This window comes from Bremerella alba (genome assembly GCF_013618625.1).
GTDB lineage: Bacteria > Planctomycetota > Planctomycetia > Pirellulales > Pirellulaceae > Bremerella > Bremerella alba.
In genome coordinates, this window is record NZ_JABRWO010000004.1 from 128,713 (window position 1) to 146,615 (window position 17,903).

The 17,903-nt window shown below is 54.3% G+C and carries 14 protein-coding genes; 11 read left to right on the plus strand and 3 right to left on the minus strand.

Annotated elements, in window-relative coordinates:
* The first annotated feature begins 68 nt into the window (after nt 1-68).
* Both HOV93_RS08255 and HOV93_RS08260 read left to right on the plus strand, forming a co-directional pair.
* Nucleotides 69-854 (plus strand): sugar phosphate isomerase/epimerase family protein, encoded by a 786-nt coding sequence (locus tag HOV93_RS08255; RefSeq protein WP_207396010.1) that lies wholly within the window; start codon nt 69-71, stop codon nt 852-854.
* Between the two features lie 78 nt (nt 855-932).
* Nucleotides 933-1,451 (plus strand): hypothetical protein, encoded by a 519-nt coding sequence (locus tag HOV93_RS08260; RefSeq protein ID WP_207396011.1) that lies wholly within the window; start codon nt 933-935, stop codon nt 1,449-1,451.
* Here the strand turns inward: HOV93_RS08260 and HOV93_RS08265 are convergent.
* Complete coding sequence (locus HOV93_RS08265; protein ID WP_207396012.1) at nt 1,420-2,124, minus strand: 16S rRNA (uracil(1498)-N(3))-methyltransferase; 705 nt, start codon at nt 2,122-2,124, stop codon at nt 1,420-1,422. The two genes, HOV93_RS08260 and HOV93_RS08265, sit on opposite strands and share 32 nt — an antisense overlap.
* A 32-nt stretch (nt 2,125-2,156) precedes the next feature.
* Here HOV93_RS08265 and HOV93_RS08270 point away from each other — a divergent pair, with 32 nt between their 5' ends.
* From HOV93_RS08270 to HOV93_RS08280, 3 genes are all read left to right on the plus strand, one after another.
* Nucleotides 2,157-3,005 carry an AAA family ATPase gene (locus tag HOV93_RS08270; protein WP_207396013.1) on the plus strand — a complete coding sequence of 283 codons (849 nt, stop codon included), beginning with the start codon at nt 2,157-2,159 and terminating at the stop codon, nt 3,003-3,005.
* 266 nt (nt 3,006-3,271) lie between these two features.
* Nucleotides 3,272-3,892, plus strand: coding sequence for a DUF6677 family protein (locus HOV93_RS08275; protein ID WP_207396014.1), 621 nt, complete (start codon nt 3,272-3,274; stop codon nt 3,890-3,892).
* Between the two features lie 27 nt (nt 3,893-3,919).
* Nucleotides 3,920-4,132, plus strand: coding sequence for a hypothetical protein (locus tag HOV93_RS08280; protein WP_235990003.1), 213 nt, complete (start codon nt 3,920-3,922; stop codon nt 4,130-4,132).
* On the opposite strand, the gene HOV93_RS08285 is transcribed toward HOV93_RS08280, so the two are convergent.
* On the minus strand, nt 4,083-6,314 hold the full coding sequence (locus HOV93_RS08285) for a penicillin acylase family protein (RefSeq protein ID WP_207396015.1): 2,232 nt from the start codon (nt 6,312-6,314) through the stop codon (nt 4,083-4,085). The two genes, HOV93_RS08280 and HOV93_RS08285, sit on opposite strands and share 50 nt — an antisense overlap.
* 235 nt (nt 6,315-6,549) lie before the next feature.
* Between HOV93_RS08285 and HOV93_RS08290 the strand changes: the two genes are divergently transcribed.
* The 3 genes from HOV93_RS08290 to HOV93_RS08300 are packed head-to-tail and all read left to right on the plus strand — an operon-like array spanning nt 6,550 to nt 9,751.
* Nucleotides 6,550-7,557 carry a carbohydrate ABC transporter permease gene (locus HOV93_RS08290; RefSeq protein WP_207396016.1) on the plus strand — a complete coding sequence of 336 codons (1,008 nt, stop codon included), beginning with the start codon at nt 6,550-6,552 and terminating at the stop codon, nt 7,555-7,557.
* Nucleotides 7,557-8,933, plus strand: coding sequence for an extracellular solute-binding protein (locus HOV93_RS08295; RefSeq protein WP_207396017.1), 1,377 nt, complete (start codon nt 7,557-7,559; stop codon nt 8,931-8,933). The genes HOV93_RS08290 and HOV93_RS08295 overlap by 1 nt, the downstream gene beginning before the upstream one ends.
* The gene (locus HOV93_RS08300; protein ID WP_207396018.1) at nt 8,930-9,751 is read left to right on the plus strand and encodes a carbohydrate ABC transporter permease; all 822 of its coding nucleotides are present in this window, start codon (nt 8,930-8,932) and stop codon (nt 9,749-9,751) included. Before HOV93_RS08295 ends, HOV93_RS08300 begins: the two co-directional genes overlap by 4 nt.
* A gap of 450 nt (nt 9,752-10,201) precedes the next feature.
* On the opposite strand, the gene HOV93_RS08305 is transcribed toward HOV93_RS08300, so the two are convergent.
* Nucleotides 10,202-12,475, minus strand: a complete 2,274-nt coding sequence (locus tag HOV93_RS08305) for an efflux RND transporter permease subunit (RefSeq protein WP_207396019.1) — start codon at nt 12,473-12,475, stop codon at nt 10,202-10,204.
* 107 nt (nt 12,476-12,582) lie between these two features.
* On the opposite strand from HOV93_RS08305, the gene HOV93_RS08310 reads away from it, so the two are divergent.
* From HOV93_RS08310 to HOV93_RS08320, 3 genes are all read left to right on the plus strand, one after another.
* Nucleotides 12,583-13,902 (plus strand): hypothetical protein, encoded by a 1,320-nt coding sequence (locus HOV93_RS08310; RefSeq protein ID WP_207396020.1) that lies wholly within the window; start codon nt 12,583-12,585, stop codon nt 13,900-13,902.
* Nucleotides 13,903-14,127: 225 nt separating this feature from the next.
* Nucleotides 14,128-17,133 carry a hypothetical protein gene (locus tag HOV93_RS08315; protein WP_207396021.1) on the plus strand — a complete coding sequence of 1,002 codons (3,006 nt, stop codon included), beginning with the start codon at nt 14,128-14,130 and terminating at the stop codon, nt 17,131-17,133.
* Nucleotides 17,134-17,160: 27 nt separating this feature from the next.
* The gene (locus HOV93_RS08320) at nt 17,161-17,553 is read left to right on the plus strand and encodes a diacylglycerol kinase (RefSeq protein WP_207396022.1); all 393 of its coding nucleotides are present in this window, start codon (nt 17,161-17,163) and stop codon (nt 17,551-17,553) included.
* Nucleotides 17,554-17,903: the final 350 nt, after the last annotated feature.

Sequence of the window (17,903 nt, forward strand, 5' to 3'; positions counted from 1 at the left end):
CGACACAACCGTTATAATTGTCAGGTTGAATCGTTCCGTTCTCCCTTCGTCCTAACCAATAGCCTTCCATGATTCCACTGAGTGTCCAACTTCGCAGTCTTCGCCAACCGTTCCGCAAGGCCCTGCAAACGGCCGGTGAATTGAAAGCCGATGCCGTCGAAATCGACCTCCGGAATGAAGTTCGCCCGGAAGAACTCACCAAAACCGGGATCCGGCATCTCAAAAAGGTGATGGCCGACTACAATCTGAAAATTGCCTCGGTCAGCTTTCCGACCCGGCGTGGTTACAACGTACTAGACGATCTCGATCGTCGCGTTGCCGCCACGAAAGCTGCCATGACGTCCGCGTACGCTCTCGGTGCCAAGGTGTTGGTTAATCATATTGGGGGTATCGATCAAGAACTCTCAGCCGAGACCAACACCCGCCTGCTGGAAGTCCTGCATGACCTGGCGCGCCACGCCGATACTTGCGGCGTGACCTTTGCCGCTAAGACCGGCCAGGTCGATGGCCCTGTCATGCGACAATTCCTCGATCAACTTCCCGAAGGTGCAATTGGTGTCGACTTCGATCCCGGGGCACTTATCATCAACGGCTTCTCGGCTGAAGAATCATATCAGGCGCTTGCCAAATACGTGGTCAATGTTCGCGGCAAAGATGGCGTAAAAGATCTAGCGCGCGGACGAGGCATCGAAGTCCCGCTCGGCCGAGGCACGGTCGATTTTCCGCTGCTGATCGCTTCGCTCGAAGAAGCTCGCTATCGTGGGTTTCTTTGTGTCGAACGCGAGCACCCCGAGAATCCTGTGCAGGAAGTTTCGGATGGGCTTGAGTATCTACGAAATGTTCAGATCCCATGATCTTAATTGTAGGACGTTTCGTATCACGCTACGATAAACAGCATCGAATTCTCGTTCGTCCCGATTCGGAGTAGTCCCATGTCGCGTCTTGCTTGCCTGTCGTTGCTGCTTGCCCTGATCCTAAGTTCCCCGATTTCCGCCCAGGAAGAAAAGGCGACGCAGGATAGCGACATCCAAGCAAAACGTAACGCCCTGTTCGAAAAACGACTCAACAATGTCGCACTCATTGGGTCGTTCACGATCTCTGGCAAAGAGGATCAGGCCCCCAAACCAGAACGCTACGAGATCAAAAACGTGCGCAAGCTGGAACAAGGCGATCTCTGGCTAATCAATGCCCGGATCAAATATGGCGATAAGGATATCCAACTCCCGTTGCCTCTGGAAGTGAAATGGGCCGGCATGACGCCAGTGATTACGCTCGACAAGACGACCATTCCCGGCATGGGCACATTCAGTTCGCACGTGGTGATTGACGAAGGCATGTACGCCGGCACTTGGACCCACGGTGACGTCGGCGGGGCCTTATTTGGTCGAATCGAAAAGCTGGGCGACGAAGCCGACGCCCCTAAGGACCAGGCACAGCCGTTGCCAGAGTAGCCATCGCAAGCGCTGCCGTCTCAACACGAAGAATTCGCGGGCCAAGACTTACAACCTGACAACCATGCTGGGCGGCTTCTGCCACTTCTTCGTCGGTGAAGCCTCCTTCTGGACCAATTATTGCCAAGACCTCACTGGCCGGGACAATCGCATCATGGTGGATCGCTTCCCCGCTGGGATGCAGTAAGAACGAAGCGGCAGGTCGCGAGGCCAGAACCTCTTCCAGCGATTGCCCCTGACCGACCTGCATCAGGTGATTTCGTTCGCACTGTTTACTGGCTTCGATCACCGCGCGGCGAAGCCGATCGATAGCCTTCTCTACCGGTTGGGCGACGCCTCGCTTGGTAAGCAGCGGAACTAGCCGTGCTACGCCCAGTTCGACACATTTCTCGACCAGCCAGCGTTGGCGATCTCCCTTCGGAAGCGCTACTGCCAGGGTCAGCCGGCGAGATGCTTCTCGAGAAACTTCCTCTTGGCTTCGGACAGTTCCTACGACCTTCTTCTTCCCGACCGACGTAAGTTCAATCTGGAACTCCGTTCCTTTGCCGTCAAAACCAACCACCATATCACCCACGTTCGCCCGCATGACCTTGGCCAGGTGCTGAGATTCGGCTTCATCGAAGGTTACTTCTTCCGTCGCCGACGGATGCTCGATAAAAAAACGTTCTGACATTGCGGGTTTGCGGAATAGAGGAGCAGGAATGCATGAAGACAGCGGGCGGATTCTACCGAAACAATCCCATGGCAGGAATGCCCTGCGCGGCGGTGCTAGCACCGCTGCTGACAGCTAGCAGCCCACAAGTGATTGTCGCCCGTATGAGCCCATTTTTCGAGAGCCCTGCTTACCTGGAAGCCGTCGCCCGACTGGAGTACGCCCTTGTGCGCCGAGATCGCGTCGCGGTTTTGACGGGGCCTCTGGGAAGTGGTAAATCGACTCTGCTCGATAAGTGGACCTCCAAGCTTCGTCGCGAAGGATCGATCGTTCCCTATTTGCAGACTCCAGGGACGTTCGAACAAGACTTTCTATGGGAACTTGCCATCCAACTGAAAGCAGACGTTGGGCTGGCCACGACGCCACCGGAATTGTGGTTCCAGATTCGCGAACGGTTGACCACTTATGCCCTGGAAGAACGTCCAGTCGTAATCGTTGTCGACCATGTCGAAGAAATGGCCCCGGAAACGGCTGATCTCTTGCTGACCTTGGCCCGTTTGCATTGTGGAGCAACCACCGGAGGATCGCTAATTCTTTCGGTTGATAGCGTGAATCTTCGCTCGTTCGACGTGCGACTGCTGAAGATGGCTGACCTGAAGATCGAACTTGAGGCGTGGTCGTGTGAAGATGTCGCTCGCTTCACCCAAACCTACCAGGACGCTTTCCCCGACTCTCGTCTCACGCTGGACGACGCTGCGATCCAAGCGGTCTCACAGCACTCGGAAGGACTGCCTCGGGTGATTTCACAGATTCTCGACCTCTCGCGACTGGCCGTTGAAGCCAGTGATTCCCAATCGGTAACCCCCGAAACGGTAGAAGCAATTCGCGAAGAACTTCTCTAATTTGCCCAGAAGCACGATAGGGGGATCGCTCAACCGCGAGTCCTCTCTGCAATGCGTCTGATCGCGCGAACGCTCTATTCATGTTCGATTTTCCGCGAATCGGAGGGGCAATCAGTTAGGGCTCGACATCTCTAAGGCACTGTCTTTGTTCACTTTACGGAAACATCACACCGAAAATGTCCCCCGCAACTGGCCTGGAACCCAGGGCGTATTCAGCTAAGATTGGGAGATTACCTACGTAGAAAATTCTTACCGGTTTACCCCCTATGTCGAATGATGCCGGGTCTGCTTCCCCAACGGCGGACCAAGATCCTTTCGCTCCCGTCCCTGTGGACTTGAAGAATCCCGCCACAGCTATCTTCCTGGCATGGCTAATTCCAGGCGCAGGACACCTATATCAGGGTCGCCGTGGTAAGGGGATTTTGTTCCTAGTTTGCATCCTTTCGATCTATTTCCTGGGCCTGTCGATGGGCGGTGGTCGGGTCGTTTACGCAAAATGGGACAACGAGGAAAAGCGGCTTCCTTTGCTATGCCAGCTAGGCGTTGGCCTTCCCACGCTTCCGGCCCTGGCCCAATCATTTCTGATGCGTCAAAAAATGGAGCCCATCGAGATCGCCGGAGTCCGCATCATGGCCCCCCCTATCGATGGCGAAATGGCCGAGCTTCATCGCACCTACGGCTATCTGTTTGAGATGGGCACCCTGTACACCATGATCGCTGGGCTATTGAACGTACTGGTGATTTACGATGCCGGAGCAGGACCTGTGTGGATGATACCTGACTCTGAAAAGAAGAGACGAGCCAAAAAAGAAGACTCGGGAGACAACGATACGCCCGAGTCCGATGCGAAGACTTCCCGGTCGGACGAAAGCTCCGCGTCAGTCTAGAACACATTCCGCAAGAGAGTCTCGCCCATGTACGATCTCATCCTATTTGCCATGTTCCCTGGCGCTCGGATGTTGCTTTACGCATTCCCTTTGATTGTGGTAGTAAGCCTCGTCTACGGTGCTACGCGTCACGAGTTGTGGCCAGCCATCTTAAAGCATGCCTGGGATACGGCGGTGTGGATCCTGGGCTTTATGGGGGTGGTATTTGTGGTGATTCTTCTGGCTGGCTGGTCTCTGTAGCTTCCCACTTGGGGGCAAGCTTCTTGTATTCACCTTCTAACCAAAGCGGTACATCGCTCTTGTAGTACCACGAGAAACGACTCTCACAAGGCCCGCCGGGCAGGTTCGTCCAGGCTTCGTCGGTACTCATATCGGTGACAAAGTGATAGCTCGGGGCAAAGGTCGACTCACGTGTCGCCGTTTGTAGTACGTGACCTTGAAACACCGTCGCATGGCAACCTGGCATGGGATATCTAGGGCTATCAAATCCAAGCAGTCTGCCCACCTGACCACCACCAAAGAAGCGATCGGTGAAGTGAAAGTTATTGAACTCTCCCCAGGTTGTTTCAGGCTCTAAGAGTGCTTTCTCCCCGGCCGTTCGGATCATCTCTCCTTTGTCACGGGTCTGCCACCAGAGCGAGGTTTCTTTCTTCAGTATCTCATCACACGCAGCGATGATCATGCTCGAGAAACCAGCGCGCGAAACGAGATACAACGTGCGTCGCGGTCCCATCCCTCGTTCGTGTCCAAAGATCTCTAGCAGCGTGTTTCGATAAAACCGCTGAAACGCGACCGCCTCGGTACTGTCCGTCGTATATCGGAAGTCCCAGTCTTTTAGCTTTTCCTTGAGTTCGTCCGGGGCGTGCAGCAGCAGAATGGGAACAATCTCGCGTGCCTGAATGCTCAAAAGATCGTATTGAAGCTGCTGCATTTCTTCCGGCGTGACTTCGTTAAGCCCTGCCAACTGCTCGACAATTCGCCGCTTCCGATAATCCGGCAATGTTTGGCTAACGAACTTCGGCTTGCCAGGCTCGTTAATGTCTTCATTCGCAGTGGCGATGTATCCGCACTCAGGATTGTAGATTCGCGGCAAACGATCCGTTCCGATCATGCCTTGCCAGTGATTTCGCGCGTCCCACGCCGCCACCGGACCGAGGCCTGACACATCGTGCCGACGCCGCGGGAATCGCCCGTTTCCTTGTAGACCAATATTGCCGTAGACGTCTCCCACCACCCAGCACAGCGTCGGTTGTGGACACTCCTTCGTCACATCTAATGCTTCGGCGGTACTCTCAACTTTCAACATGTCGAGCCACGATGCGATCGCCATGCCAGAGTGAGGTAACATTCCGGTCCACGCCAACGAGAAGTAGTAGCCATCGCCAAACTGTTCTGGATCAACTTCCAAGACGCCTTGCGGGTTCTCAAACACGCGCATGGCCTCCGGTGGTTTACCCTTACAGCCGATCGCCTCTTCGCGAACCTGGTAGTCGACCCAATCATCTTCACGGCGATACTGCCAGTTTCCCTCATCAGACTGACGGACCTCTTCGATGAAAAAATCCGTCGTGTCTCCCTTCATGTAGGTGACACCCCAACTGACCTTCCTTGTGCGGCCCACGGCAAACAAAGGACACCCAGGCAGTGTGGCCCCGATCGCGTAGTCGCCATTCCACTTCAACACCGCTTCGTACCAGATCGCTGGCAACCGATTGGTCTCCAGGTGCGGATCAGAGCAGAGCAGGGGAGCGCCACTTTTCGTCTTAGAGGGACCAACAACCCAAGCATTGCTGCCAGCCAGACGCGGCAGGTCCATCAATACTTCCAACGCTTCGTCGGACATTCGCCGCACATGATGCACTTTCTGCACCAGGTCGAAGTCGACGTGCTCTAGCCGACCCGGTAATAGCTCGCGCAAGGCCGCTTCGTCACCGCCTGCCTGAATGAGTTCGATGACAATCCGCTCGTTTTCTAATTGGCTAACTGCGAGACCGCCAAAACTTAACAGATTGCCGATGTACAGAACGGATACCGGCTCCCAGGGGGCTGCTTCAAAACCAATTGCCCACATGGGCAGTGTGTGACCGACGGCTTTCATCCCATCATTCACGCCGGCACAATATTGCTGAACTTGCTGCTGTGTTTCTTCCGGCCAGTAATCCCTCTCGCGGGGTTGATTTCGATGTAGCCCGATACGCCGGAAAAATCGATCGGTTTCCAGTAGCTCGTCGCGTGCTGCAATCGTTTCTGCGGCCTGCCCTGAAGCTATGGCTCGAGCAAAAAGAATCTGCGTGAGACGATCGGTCGCATGCATGTACCCCAAACCGTACAGCGCATCATCAAGGGACTTGGCGGTAATATGGGGCACGCCAGAATCGTCGCGCTCGATCGAAATATCTCTCGTTAAACGGGGAAATTCCATTCGTTCTCGATCCGTTTTAGCTGACCAGGCTGTTCATCGCGGGAAGTTCATGAAACCTTGAAAGGCCTATTGTCATCGTAGCATGGTTCCGCACCCCGTTTGTCGACGTGGCCGAAATGTGGCATCGTAAGGGGAATGACACAAGACAAGATCGGTATAATCCGAAACAGATTACCAGCAGGATGACTGAGAATCTAGAAGTTCATCCCCTCTGATAACCAGCACGAAATAAATTTTGCAACATCACGCGGACAGTTCAGGTCTCGACAACGCAGCATCGCTAGAATCGCGTCGCCGCTGGCGGTCATGGTTTACCGCAACCGGCTTCGCGGGGCCCTGGCTCGTCGGGCTTTTAGCTTTGTTCGTCTATCCGTTTGTTGTTTCCTTGTATTGGAGCTTTTGCCAGTACGACTTGATCAACCCACCCCGGTTTGTAGGGATGGATAATTATCAGCAACTGGCCACGGAATTCACCACCGGAACGGGCATTGCCCATGCCCTGTGGAATACCGGCTATTACGCGCTGCTCTCCGTACCTCTATCCATCGTTTTGGGGGTAGGATTAGCGACGCTTCTCTCGTGCGATATCCGCGGGCAGTCGGTATTTCGCACCCTGTTTTATCTGCCATCGGTGATCCCGGTGGTCGCTGCTAGTATCTTGTGGATGTGGCTATTGAACCCAGCCGATGGACTGGTGAATTCCGTCCTCGGCTCGCTCGGCCTCTGGCAGCCGCAATGGTTCGCATCTCCGGCAGAGCTTGTTTCGCCCGATTCCCTGACGCAAGCGGCGTGGGAAAATAACTCGGCACCGATCGGGTCGAAGGATGCCCTCGTCCTGATGAGCCTGTGGGGTATGGGCAATTTCATGGTGATCTACCTGGCAGCGATTGGGGACATTCCTAAATCGCTTTACGAAGCCGCACGTATTGATGGCGCTGGCCCCATCCGAAGATTCGTCAACGTCACTCTGCCACTGTTAACGCCGATCATTTTCTTCAATCTGGTTATGGGGCTGATTCAATCCGTTCAGGCCTTCACGCAAATCTACATTGTCAGCGAAGGACGCGGCGCACCGGCTGAATCGACCCTCGTCATCAGCTTGCACCTGTTTCTCAGCGCGTTTCAACATTTGAACATGGGATACGCATCGGCCGTCGCCTGGCTGCTGTTTGCACTGCTAGGCCTAGCCACGTGGTTCTTGTTCACCACTTCGCGGCGATGGGTCTTCGAGGGGGTACGCTAATGAACACTTCCCCCTCACTCCGCGGAATGCTTGCCATTGTTGTTATCGCTGCGATAGGGATTGGGCTGATAATCTCGCAGCAATTGCTAACCGCGAGTGATGCTCAGGTCCCCAAAGACCGCGAAGAGGTTGTCTTCTGGCACTTCTGGGGCGGGGCCGATCGGGCGATTGTCGAGGATGTCGCGAAGCGGTTTAACCAGTCGCAAAACGACTACTTTGTACGTCCCATTGCCATGCCAGGCAACAATCTCGATTTAAAGTTCTTCCTCAGTGTCACTGGCGGCGATCCACCAGACCTATTGAACATCGACGATCCTGTGATCGCCGATTGGGGGCATCGCGGGGCAATTTTGGCACTGGACGAAGTCGCGACGCCAACGGAAGTCGAACGACTTCAAGAGTGGCTCTTCCCGGCCGCGCGGCGGCTAGTCACCTATGAAGATCGTCTGTACGGCGTACCCAATGGTCTTGATATCCGAGCCCTATATGTCAACCGAACGATGCTTGAACGCTACGGACTTTCGCCACCTAGGACAATTGCCGACTTAGACCACATCGCCGAAACGATTGCTCCTCCGAACCAGTCTGGCGCGTACCTGCATCACGGATACCTGCCAGATTCGCGACGTATTTGGGCCTGGGGTCCTGTCTTTGGTGGTCAGTTTTACGATACCGGCAACGGCCAAGTCACCCTTACCAATCCCGAAATTGAGTCTGCTCTGGCCTGGATGGCTAGCTACCGCGATCGTTATGGCCCATCCGAGATCGCTCGGTTTCGTCACGGCGATCAATCGCTTCCGGGAAAAACGTTTCCCTTGTTCGCCGAGCGTTATGCGGTGGTCATGGATGGGCAGTGGCGTGTACGGGACATCCGCGCGTTTCAAAAATCACAGGCCGAGAAGCGCGAAGAGGTAACCCAGTTCGACGCTATTCCCCTGCCACCGCCGCCTGGCGGCAAAGCAAACGCCGGCTGGGTGAACGGCAATAACTTTGTTATTCCGCGTGGAGCTAACGCATCGCACGGGGCGTGGGAGTTCATTAAGTTTTGGTGCGGTTTTGATGGAAAAGAGGCCGCCGCAGCAGAAACCTGCGTCGCTGGCGGTTGGATCCCCGTTTCGCAAAATGTCGTCGATGAGCCTGCTTTTCAGCGGTTCCTGAATGAGGAACCACTGTTTCGCACTTTTATCAAACTCGCCGGAAGCGAGAACCAATATCCGGTTCCCGTCATACCTGGAGCCCCGTACTTCAATAACGAGGTTAAGAATTGGGCCGAGTCGGCGATGGCCAGTTCGACCGAGCCTGATCTTCCCAAGTTGCTGAAAGAAGCTGAGTCCAGGATTCAATCGCACATCGACCGCGCGAGGAACGACCAATGACTTGGCTCCAGAAATCGACGATCTACGTGCTGCTGATCTTCCTCGCGACGATTTACAGTGTGCCGCTGCTGGTGATGCTATCCGGATCGCTCAAGTCGCCGACGGAAATCCAGGCCAACCCTAATCAATTGATACCCCAGTCTTGGCAGTGGGAGAACTATGTGACGGCGGTCAGGTCGATGCCGTTTTGGCAGTACCTCTCCAACACGCTAGTGCTTTGCCTGGGATCGGTCGTGGGAACCTTGCTTTCATGCTCGATGGCGGCCTACGCGTTTGCCAAGCTGAGGTGGAGGGGTCGCGACAAGCTGTTCGCCGTACTGATCGGAACGATGCTGCTACCCTGGCACGTCACGATGATTCCGCGATTTTTGCTCTTGCGCGAAGTGGGCCTATACAACACGCTCGGGGCGTTGATCGTACCAACGTTCCTGGGCGATGCGTTTTCGATTTTCTTGCTGCGGCAGTTCTTTCGCACGATTCCAGAAGACATCAGCGAGGCTGCCCGGATCGATGGGCTATCCGAGTGGGGCATCTACTGGCGGATCATCTTGCCCATGTCGGTGCCGGCCTTGGCAACGGTTGGCCTTTTTCAATTTGTGGCCGCCTGGAACGACTTCAGCGGTCCACTCTTATTCCTGAGCAACAAGGATAAGTTTCCGCTGGCGTATGGCCTCGAGCAGTTCGTCAGCAGTTACGCTGACCAAACGCACCTGCTACTCGCTGCGGCTACGCTGTTCACGCTGCCGATCGTAATCCTCTTCTTCTTCGCTCAGAAAACGTTTCTGAAAGGAATTGCCACGACCGGGCTGAAGGATTGACTTACGATAGAAGATTCTTAACAACGGATGGACGTGAAAAGCGAAAAGTCGATGAGATCGAATTTGGCAATTCGACCCGCGACCCATGCATGCCGGGGCGCGCAGAAAGAAACACCGTTGCCTAAACAAGATAGACAACGGCGGATTCGACGGCATAGGAGATTCAAGGGGAGACACGTCCTAAGACGGCTCGCCGCAATTACTTCTTGCGGTGACGGATCTTTGCACGCATACGTCGCTTTTTGCGTCCAATCTTCCTTCGACCCTTACCAGTTTTCTTCGTTCCCACAAATCTCTCCGTTGCGTATCCGCTATTAAACTAAGTCAAAAATCCCCAGTTGGGGAAATCTATTTAGGTGGAAACAGCGTATTCTACCAGAGAGTCAGGCACATTGGCAAGCAAGCCTCGCCGAATCGACCGCGACAGACACCGCTGCTTGCAAAATAAATCTAGGACTCGGCCCGCCCGATCACCAGAAGCTTGATGGAAAGGGGCAAGATGATCAAATTTCCGACAAGCGCACCCAACATGGTCAGCCCTACCAGCACGCCGAAGTAAATCGTGGGTACAAAATCACTTACGCATAGCACACTAAAGCCAGCGATTAGGGCAAACGTGGCGAAAATGACCGCTTTGCCGACGCTTTGCTGGACCTCGACCAGGGCCTGACTGGGGGCGAGCCCGCTGGCGACGCTTCTCTGAAAACCATAGATGTAATGGATCGACGCATCGACCCCTAGCCCCATGGAAACGGCTGCGATCATCGCTGCCCCCATATTGATCCGGTATCCCAACAGGCCGAATGCCCCCGTTACCATCAAAATAGGCAGCACGTTGGGAATCAGGGCCAACAAGGCCATCTTCAGACTACGAAACGCAAGCGTCATCGTTACGCCGATGCCCGCGATCGCCAACGCAAACGATTGCCACTGGTCGCGGATCAGGCTGTCGATCAGATGCGTCAGCAATACGAAAAAACCACTGACGATTGGCTCTCCGTCGTGGACTTCCATTTCGGAATCCTTTTCGGCGGCCTGTTCTTCGGCCTGCTTCTGGGCATAGTAGTCGGCCACGACGCGTCGAACGGCCTCGATGGTCTCCTGTTTGATCTGGGCATCTTGCCGCTCTTTCGAGAGCAGCATGATTCGGAACCAATATTCGTCTGGGTTTTGTGGGTCACTCGAGTAAAGCGAATTGAGCGTCTCTGGCAGTTGGGCTCGAAGCGATTTCATGCCAACTCGCATCAACGCGAACTTGGGCAGCCGGATGAAACTCTTTTTCTCGGCGGCTTCCATCATCGCCGATACCACATCGGCCAAGCTCAACACTTTCGAGAGTTCTGGGACTTCCTCCCTCAGGCGGTCTTCTAAGGCCTGCACTTCCTGAATGTAATCCCACGTCAAGTGTTCGGGTGCCGGAATGGCGACGTCCCATACTCCGGCCCCGCCCAGTTCATCCTCGACAAACGCATAAGCCTGAACGATCGGCGTGGTCTCACGGAAGTTCTTAGTAAAATCGCTTTCCACACGAAGTCGGGCTGCTCCCCACAACGAAATGACAAACGCCATCAAAATCAACACGGTGAGGATCACTGGCCGCTTCACAATAGAGTTCACGGTTCGCGACAAAGCGGAGCTTAACTTGGCATCACCCCAGGGACTGGCGGGATCAACCATCCACGGACTTCCTGCAAGAACCAGGCCTGGTAGAAACACCAAAACCGCCGGCAACACGAGCATGGCCCCCACGGCCATCATGATGCCGAAGTCGTGCACAGGTCCAACACTAGTAATCAGAAGCGCCGAAAACCCTACGGCATCGGTCGCACATGCCCAAAATACGGGAGCCAACAAGTACCCAGACGCGGACGCCAAGGCCTCCCTTGGCTCTTGCCCTTCATCACGATACTGACGAAATCGAAGGATGTAGTGCACGACTGTGGCGACACCAATGACCGTCACAATCGCCGTAAGCATTGAGCTAACCATGCTCAGTTGCAAACCACTGATCGCCAATGCCGCATGCGTCCAACACAAGGTGACCTGCACGACAACAATGGCAATGACCATCCAGCGAATGTTGCGAAACACAAGAAGAATCACCGCCGCCAGTAGAAGGGAGGTCGCCCATCCCAGGCGATCTCCGTCTTCTTCGACGTACTTGAAACCGTCGACAACCATGACCGGTTCACCAGTGATCATCCCCCCGGGAAGTTCGTCGAAGATAGCTCGAATCTTGCCAATCAGTTCGACACGGCTTACTGTCGTCGCACTCTTGGGCGTGAGTTGAATTGGCAAAGCAACGATGTTGCCTTCGTGATTGTGCGTGTAGCCGGAGAAAAGTTCTTTCAGTTTCGCGCCGGCCTCTGACTGGGGATCGAGCACGAAGCCTCGTGTCAGATCGCGATCGAGTGAGAGAACTTCTTTGATGCCGTCCAAATCTTCGATCTTGGTTCGTACTTCCCGAACCCGATCTAGCCCACTGCCGTCCTCGGCAAAGAGTTGATCGTCCTGATAGACGCCGAGAATAACCTCGTTGCCGCCGAAAATGCGATTGAATTGTTCGTGTGATTGGATGAGAGGATCTTCCGCAGCGAACATGTTTTCAATCGAACGATCGAATGACAGCCCCTGTCCGAGATAGACGGCCCCCACCGTTAGCGCAATTCCGATAGCCAAGAGAAGCCATCGCAGGGCGATCCATCTTTCAAATAGTTTCTTCACTACGATTCCTAGTTGGGTGCCCTCATCGTCATTCGCGTGCCGCGTCTGTTATATTCTACGAAGTCCCCCTGGTCGTACGAGTCGGCTTCTTTTGATCGGTCACCAAGATGGATTCTACGAGCGATGCCTCTCCCACTTCGCCTCGTCGCGAAAGCGTCTGGCTTGATTGGCAATGGTATGCCGTCCTGGTCGTGGCGTTACTAGTTCGTGGTGGCATTGGCTACGTTCAGTACGAAAACTTCTCGCAAGACCCCGACAGCTATCGACTGCTGGCCGACAATATCGTGCGTATTCACTCCCTTACGCTCGACGACCCTGCGGAACCAACCGCATTTCGCCCTCCGCTTTATCCACTTCTTTTGGCGGTCACCAGCATTTCGCGAAATGTTTTACCCCGTGAAGTGATGCTCCTGCATGTTGTGCTGGGTGTCGTTATGGTGGGATTGACCTTCTTTTGGGCCATTCAGATGGACTTGGGACGATGGCGTAGCGCAGCCGGACTGTTGGTGGCTATCGACCCAATTCTGCTCAATCAGTCGACTTTGGTGATGACCGAAACGCTGGCGACCTGCCTGGCAATTCTAACGCTGGTCGCAGTTTCTTCGCTGGTGTACAAAAATTTATCGAGCGATGCTGCTCGTGGTAGCCGGGATGCCACCATTAGCAGTGTGAACATCGCAGGTGCCGTCGGTTTGGCAATTTTCTGCCGGCCAACATTCTTGGTTTGGGCGGTTCTGCTTCCGATCGCCATTTGGTTTTGTTGCCGGGGCTGGAAATTGCGACTTTCATCCATACTGGCCTACGGCTTAATCCTTTTATTCTTGCTGGCGCCCTGGGTCGTTCGTAATTTGCTTGTTTTTGAGGCCCCTGTGCTAGGGACCACACATGGTGGTCATACCTTACTTTGGGGCAATAACGAGTCTTACTACGAGTACCTAAGAAGTGGCGGCACACCGGTATGGGATAATACAGAATTCCATCAACGATTTGCCCATAGGAACCCTTATCTGGGAACCTCTGCTAGCGAATTAGCGCGCGATAGAGCCGCCTACGGCGAAGCTTTCGATACCATGCAACAGAACCCAGACATGGCCGCTTATAGTGCTTTGGTTCGATTCACCATGTTCTGGCGACTACTTCCCAATGCCCTTTCAGAAGAAGAAAGCAGTAAGCGTACGTTGGTTCGCTATGCTATCGGGGCGTGGTACCTTGTGCAATTTTCCTTGGTAATTGCTGGCTTTTATGCCCTCGGCAAAGACTTAGCGAAGCCTGGCTGGATTGCGGCGATGATGTTGCTAGCGAGCTTTACGCTGGTACATCTTTTCTTTTGGAGCAACATGCGAATGCGCTCGCCGCTGATTCCGATTCTCGCTGTGCTAGCGTCCGCTGGAATCGAGTTAATCTGGAATCGGCTGGCCAAGCGTTAATCAGCCGGAAGCTGGCTTGCTCTGGTCTGGGCGCATCCCTATAATCCGCCCCGCTTTAACCACTCGGGGCGTCAAAGATTCGCTCGTACGCGACCTGAGAATTCCAATTAGCCAGAGTCAATCGGCAAGGAAGCCAGGACCCTGTTTCCCCCTCACAGGACAAGTCCGAAGACGCACCAGCCTAATCGCTGGTGCGATTCCGCGTTCTTAACGCGTGCGCTGACGATGTGCGCTTCGTGGGTACTGATTGGGTTCTTATCGGCAACTTCGGTCGCTGAAATCCACCTTCCTCAATCGGACGCTACACGACCGATCTACGTACGAGCCGATGACGCGCGTCACTGGCAAGATGGAGAGCAAGAGGTCTGGATCCTTCGCGGCGATTGCGAGATCGTCCAAGACAATACGGTGCTGAAAGGGAAAGACGCCGTACTTTGGATCGAATACGCACAACCATTTCGCTTGATCCCTCACAAAGTCACTGTTTACCTCGAAAACAAGGTCAGCGTTACCTACCGTGATTCCGAAGCCGGACGAGTCCAACTTGAAGATACCACTTGGCTAGGACAACTCTTTACGACCTCACGTATTCAATTGCCCGTCGATCCGACCAAGGCTCCGCCGGCGGTTGCCCCGGCTATTTATCATCGCGGCCGCAATGCGCAACCACTGGACGAACACTTTGCACCGAAAGAGCCGACCCAGGCACCCATTCAACAAATCCAGTTCGAAGGGGGACAGCCGATGCCTCCTGCGATTTCGATCGCTCAGCCCCAAATACGTGTTCGCCTCTTGCAGAGATACTCCAATGGCTACCAACTGGAAGTCGATACCGACCCCAACACCGGCGAAACAATCGCCAAGTTTGATGCCGGTATGAACCTGATTGTCGAGGGACTCGGTGAACTCGATACGATTAGCCTTCTGGCAGACCGTGCGATTATCTGGTCGAAGAGTGGGGTTGAAGGAATCACTGGGCCCGATGGGGATACCGGCGACGGCGATTATGAACTGTACCTGGAAGGGAACGTTGTTTTTCGCCAAGGAGAGCAGGTCGTCTATGCCGAACGCATGTACTACAACGTCGCCGAAGAATACGGCACGATTTTAAATGCAGAACTTCTGACGCCGGTGCCAGAGTACCAGGGACTGGTTCGCCTGAAGGCCGATGTTCTGCAGCGCGTGAATCGAGATCGCTATCAGGCATTTGGTGCTGCGATCACTACCAGCCGAATGGGCGTACCAACCTATTGGTTTCAGTCGAACCAGATCGAATACACCGACAAGCAATCGACGGTGATGAATCCGATTACCGGTGAGGCCCAGATCGACCCGATCACTGGGCAACCGAAAATCAACCACAAACGCCTGGCGACTTCACGCAACAACACCCTCTACTTCGGTGAGTATCCCGTCTTTTACTGGCCTGTCCTTTCCGCCGATATCAATGATCCGGTCTTTTATCTGAACAAAATCAGCTTCAAGAACGATGATGTCTTCGGGTTTCAGGTCCGCACCGAGTTCGACAACTACGAAATTCTCGGGATCGACGAGCCCTGGGAAGGTACCGAGTGGGTTACTGACCTCGACTTTCTATCGGAACGCGGTGTTGGCGTAGGAACCCGATTCAACTTCGATCAGACCTATTTCCCGTACTTCAATAATCCGGCAACCGGGTTCCTGGATGCCTGGGGCATCTATGACACCGGCACCGATAACCTGGGGGCCGATCGTCGTGAACTCACTCCGGAGACGGACCTTCGCGGTCGCGTGTGGGGGCGTCACCGCCAGATGACCTTTGGCGACTGGCAATTCACCGGCGAACTCGGCTTGATCTCAGACCGGAACTTCCTTGAGTCCTACTACGAGAAGGACTGGGACACCCAAAAGGATTTTGATACATCGTTCGAGCTGAAGAAACTTGTCGATAACCAGAGCTTCAATATTTATGGCTCGTCGCGCGTGAACGACTTCTTCATGCAGACCGAGTGGATGCCCAAGCTCGATCATTACATGCTAGGGCAACCGCTGTTGTTCGACCGTTTAACTTACTTCTCGCACTCATCAGTCGGCTACGCTCGCCTGAGGCCTTCGACCGCACCTGAAGATCCAGAAGACGCTGCCACGTATGCCCCGCTCGCCTATGAAGTCGATGTCGAGGGCTTGGTGGGCACCACGCGGCACGAAATCGATATGCCGTTAGAGCTGTTTGGCTCGAAAGTGACTCCCTATGCATTAGGCGATGTCACCTATCAAGGGCAGGATATCAACGGCGATGATCTACTGCGAGGCTATGCCCAAGGAGGCGTACGGGGGAGTATCATGGCCTGGAGCGTCAATCGAGCCGCTCAGAGCCAGTTGCTCAACATCAATGGCATCGCTCATAAGGTCACTCTCTACGGCGACCTCTACTACGCCGATTCGAGCCAGGACCTTTCTCGCATGGCGATCTACAACGATATCAACGATGACTCGCAAGAGGCATTTCAGCGCCGCTTTAAATTCAACACCTATGGGCTTCCAGCCGGAACACCGGTCCCAGATTCCGTCGATCCTCGCTATTACGCATTCCGGACAAACCAGCAAGGATGGGTGACTTCGCCAGTAGGAGAAATCGCCGACGATGTCTCGGCGGCCAACCTTCAGTTGCGACAAACCTGGCAGACCAAACGAGGCGGCCCTGGCAACGAGAAGATCATCGATTGGATTCGGTTTGATGTTGGGGGTACTGTCTTCCCTGATGCCGATCGAGACAACTTCGGCGAGACCGTAGGCCTGTTGAATTATCAATTTGACTGGCAGATCGGCAACCGCCTGAGTGTCTTCTCTAACGGTTTCTGGGACGTGTTTGACGACGGCTTGCAAACGATAACCATCGGTAGCTACATCAACCGCACTCAGATCGGCAATCTTTACCTGAGTTACACCGAGACCCTTCAGCCGTTTGAATCGCAGTTGATCATCGCATCGCTGCAATATCGACTGAGCGAGAAGTGGTTCGGAGGACTGGGAGCAGCGTACGACCTAAAAGGAAGCACGAACCTGGGACAGAATGTCTTCCTGACGCGTATCGGCGAGTCGAGCCTATTTACCTTCAACGTCAATGTCGACACCAGTCGAAACAACGTAGGCTTCGGCATTAACTTCGAGCCTAGGTTCTTCGCGACCGGAGAATATAGCAAGATCAACGGCGAACCCCTTCCTCCGCTGGGCGCCTACGGACTCGAATAGCAAGTTGGCCAAGAGGATCAGATCGCGATGAAAAACGAAATGACACCTCGCGGTTGGATCCGCAAATTCGGCCTGGCTTTCTCAGGACTGTCGTGGGCCATTCGTACCGAAGGGAGTTTTGCGGTTCACCTGCCAGCGGCAGCGCTGGCTTTCTCTGGAGCGGCACTTCTCCAATTCAACTACGTTAGATGGTCGATCCTCGTTCTTGCCGTTGGCTCTGTCATCGTTGCTGAGCTATTGAACACGGCAATAGAATGCCTTGCCAAAGCGGTCGACGATCAACCGAACGAGCACATTCGGGTTGCGTTAGACATCGGCAGCGCGGCTATCCTAACCAGTAGCCTATTTGCTGTCGTCGTGGGCTTCTTTTTGTTCTGGCAGCCACTCTGGCTTTGGTGGAGCCCAACTTTGGCTAACTAGTAAACCCACGTCCGCAACCTCGCTCAAAAAAACAGTACCCTGCAGTATGGTGAATACTGCAGGGTACTGTCCAAGTATCAGTCAAGTGATCGATATTTGGCTAAGCCGAATCCATCCCCAAATAGTTGCCTGACTGGTATTCAACATCCTGTTAAGTATCGCATTATTGCGTAAGGGCTATTACGAAGCGGTCCGCCAATGACCTATCGAAAAACTAACTCCATCGCGTTTTCGAGTGCTAACCCAGAGAGGTTCCTCTCTCGCATGGGGACCAACTTATCGGCATTGCTTTGATTTGACTAGCCTTTTTTGCGAATTCCTTAACGCTAACTACACTAAGCCATTTCGAA

Bases quoted from the DNA above. Each gene is read 5' to 3' on its own strand.
- HOV93_RS08270 (WP_207396013.1), top strand. From the start codon at position 2,157: ATGAAGACAGCGGGCGGATTCTACCGAAACAATCCCATGGCAGGAATG.
- HOV93_RS08265 (WP_207396012.1), bottom strand. From the start codon at position 2,124: ATGTCAGAACGTTTTTTTATCGAGCATCCGTCGGCGACGGAAGAAGTA.
- HOV93_RS08295 (WP_207396017.1), top strand. From the start codon at position 7,557: ATGAACACTTCCCCCTCACTCCGCGGAATGCTTGCCATTGTTGTTATC.
- HOV93_RS08310 (WP_207396020.1), top strand. From the start codon at position 12,583: ATGGATTCTACGAGCGATGCCTCTCCCACTTCGCCTCGTCGCGAAAGC.
- HOV93_RS08300 (WP_207396018.1), top strand. From the start codon at position 8,930: ATGACTTGGCTCCAGAAATCGACGATCTACGTGCTGCTGATCTTCCTC.
- HOV93_RS08285 (WP_207396015.1), bottom strand. From the start codon at position 6,314: ATGGAATTTCCCCGTTTAACGAGAGATATTTCGATCGAGCGCGACGAT.
- HOV93_RS08320 (WP_207396022.1), top strand. From the start codon at position 17,161: ATGAAAAACGAAATGACACCTCGCGGTTGGATCCGCAAATTCGGCCTG.
- HOV93_RS08315 (WP_207396021.1), top strand. From the start codon at position 14,128: ATGTGCGCTTCGTGGGTACTGATTGGGTTCTTATCGGCAACTTCGGTC.
- HOV93_RS08255 (WP_207396010.1), top strand. From the start codon at position 69: ATGATTCCACTGAGTGTCCAACTTCGCAGTCTTCGCCAACCGTTCCGC.
- HOV93_RS08280 (WP_235990003.1), top strand. From the start codon at position 3,920: ATGTACGATCTCATCCTATTTGCCATGTTCCCTGGCGCTCGGATGTTG.
- HOV93_RS08260 (WP_207396011.1), top strand. From the start codon at position 933: ATGTCGCGTCTTGCTTGCCTGTCGTTGCTGCTTGCCCTGATCCTAAGT.
- HOV93_RS08275 (WP_207396014.1), top strand. From the start codon at position 3,272: ATGTCGAATGATGCCGGGTCTGCTTCCCCAACGGCGGACCAAGATCCT.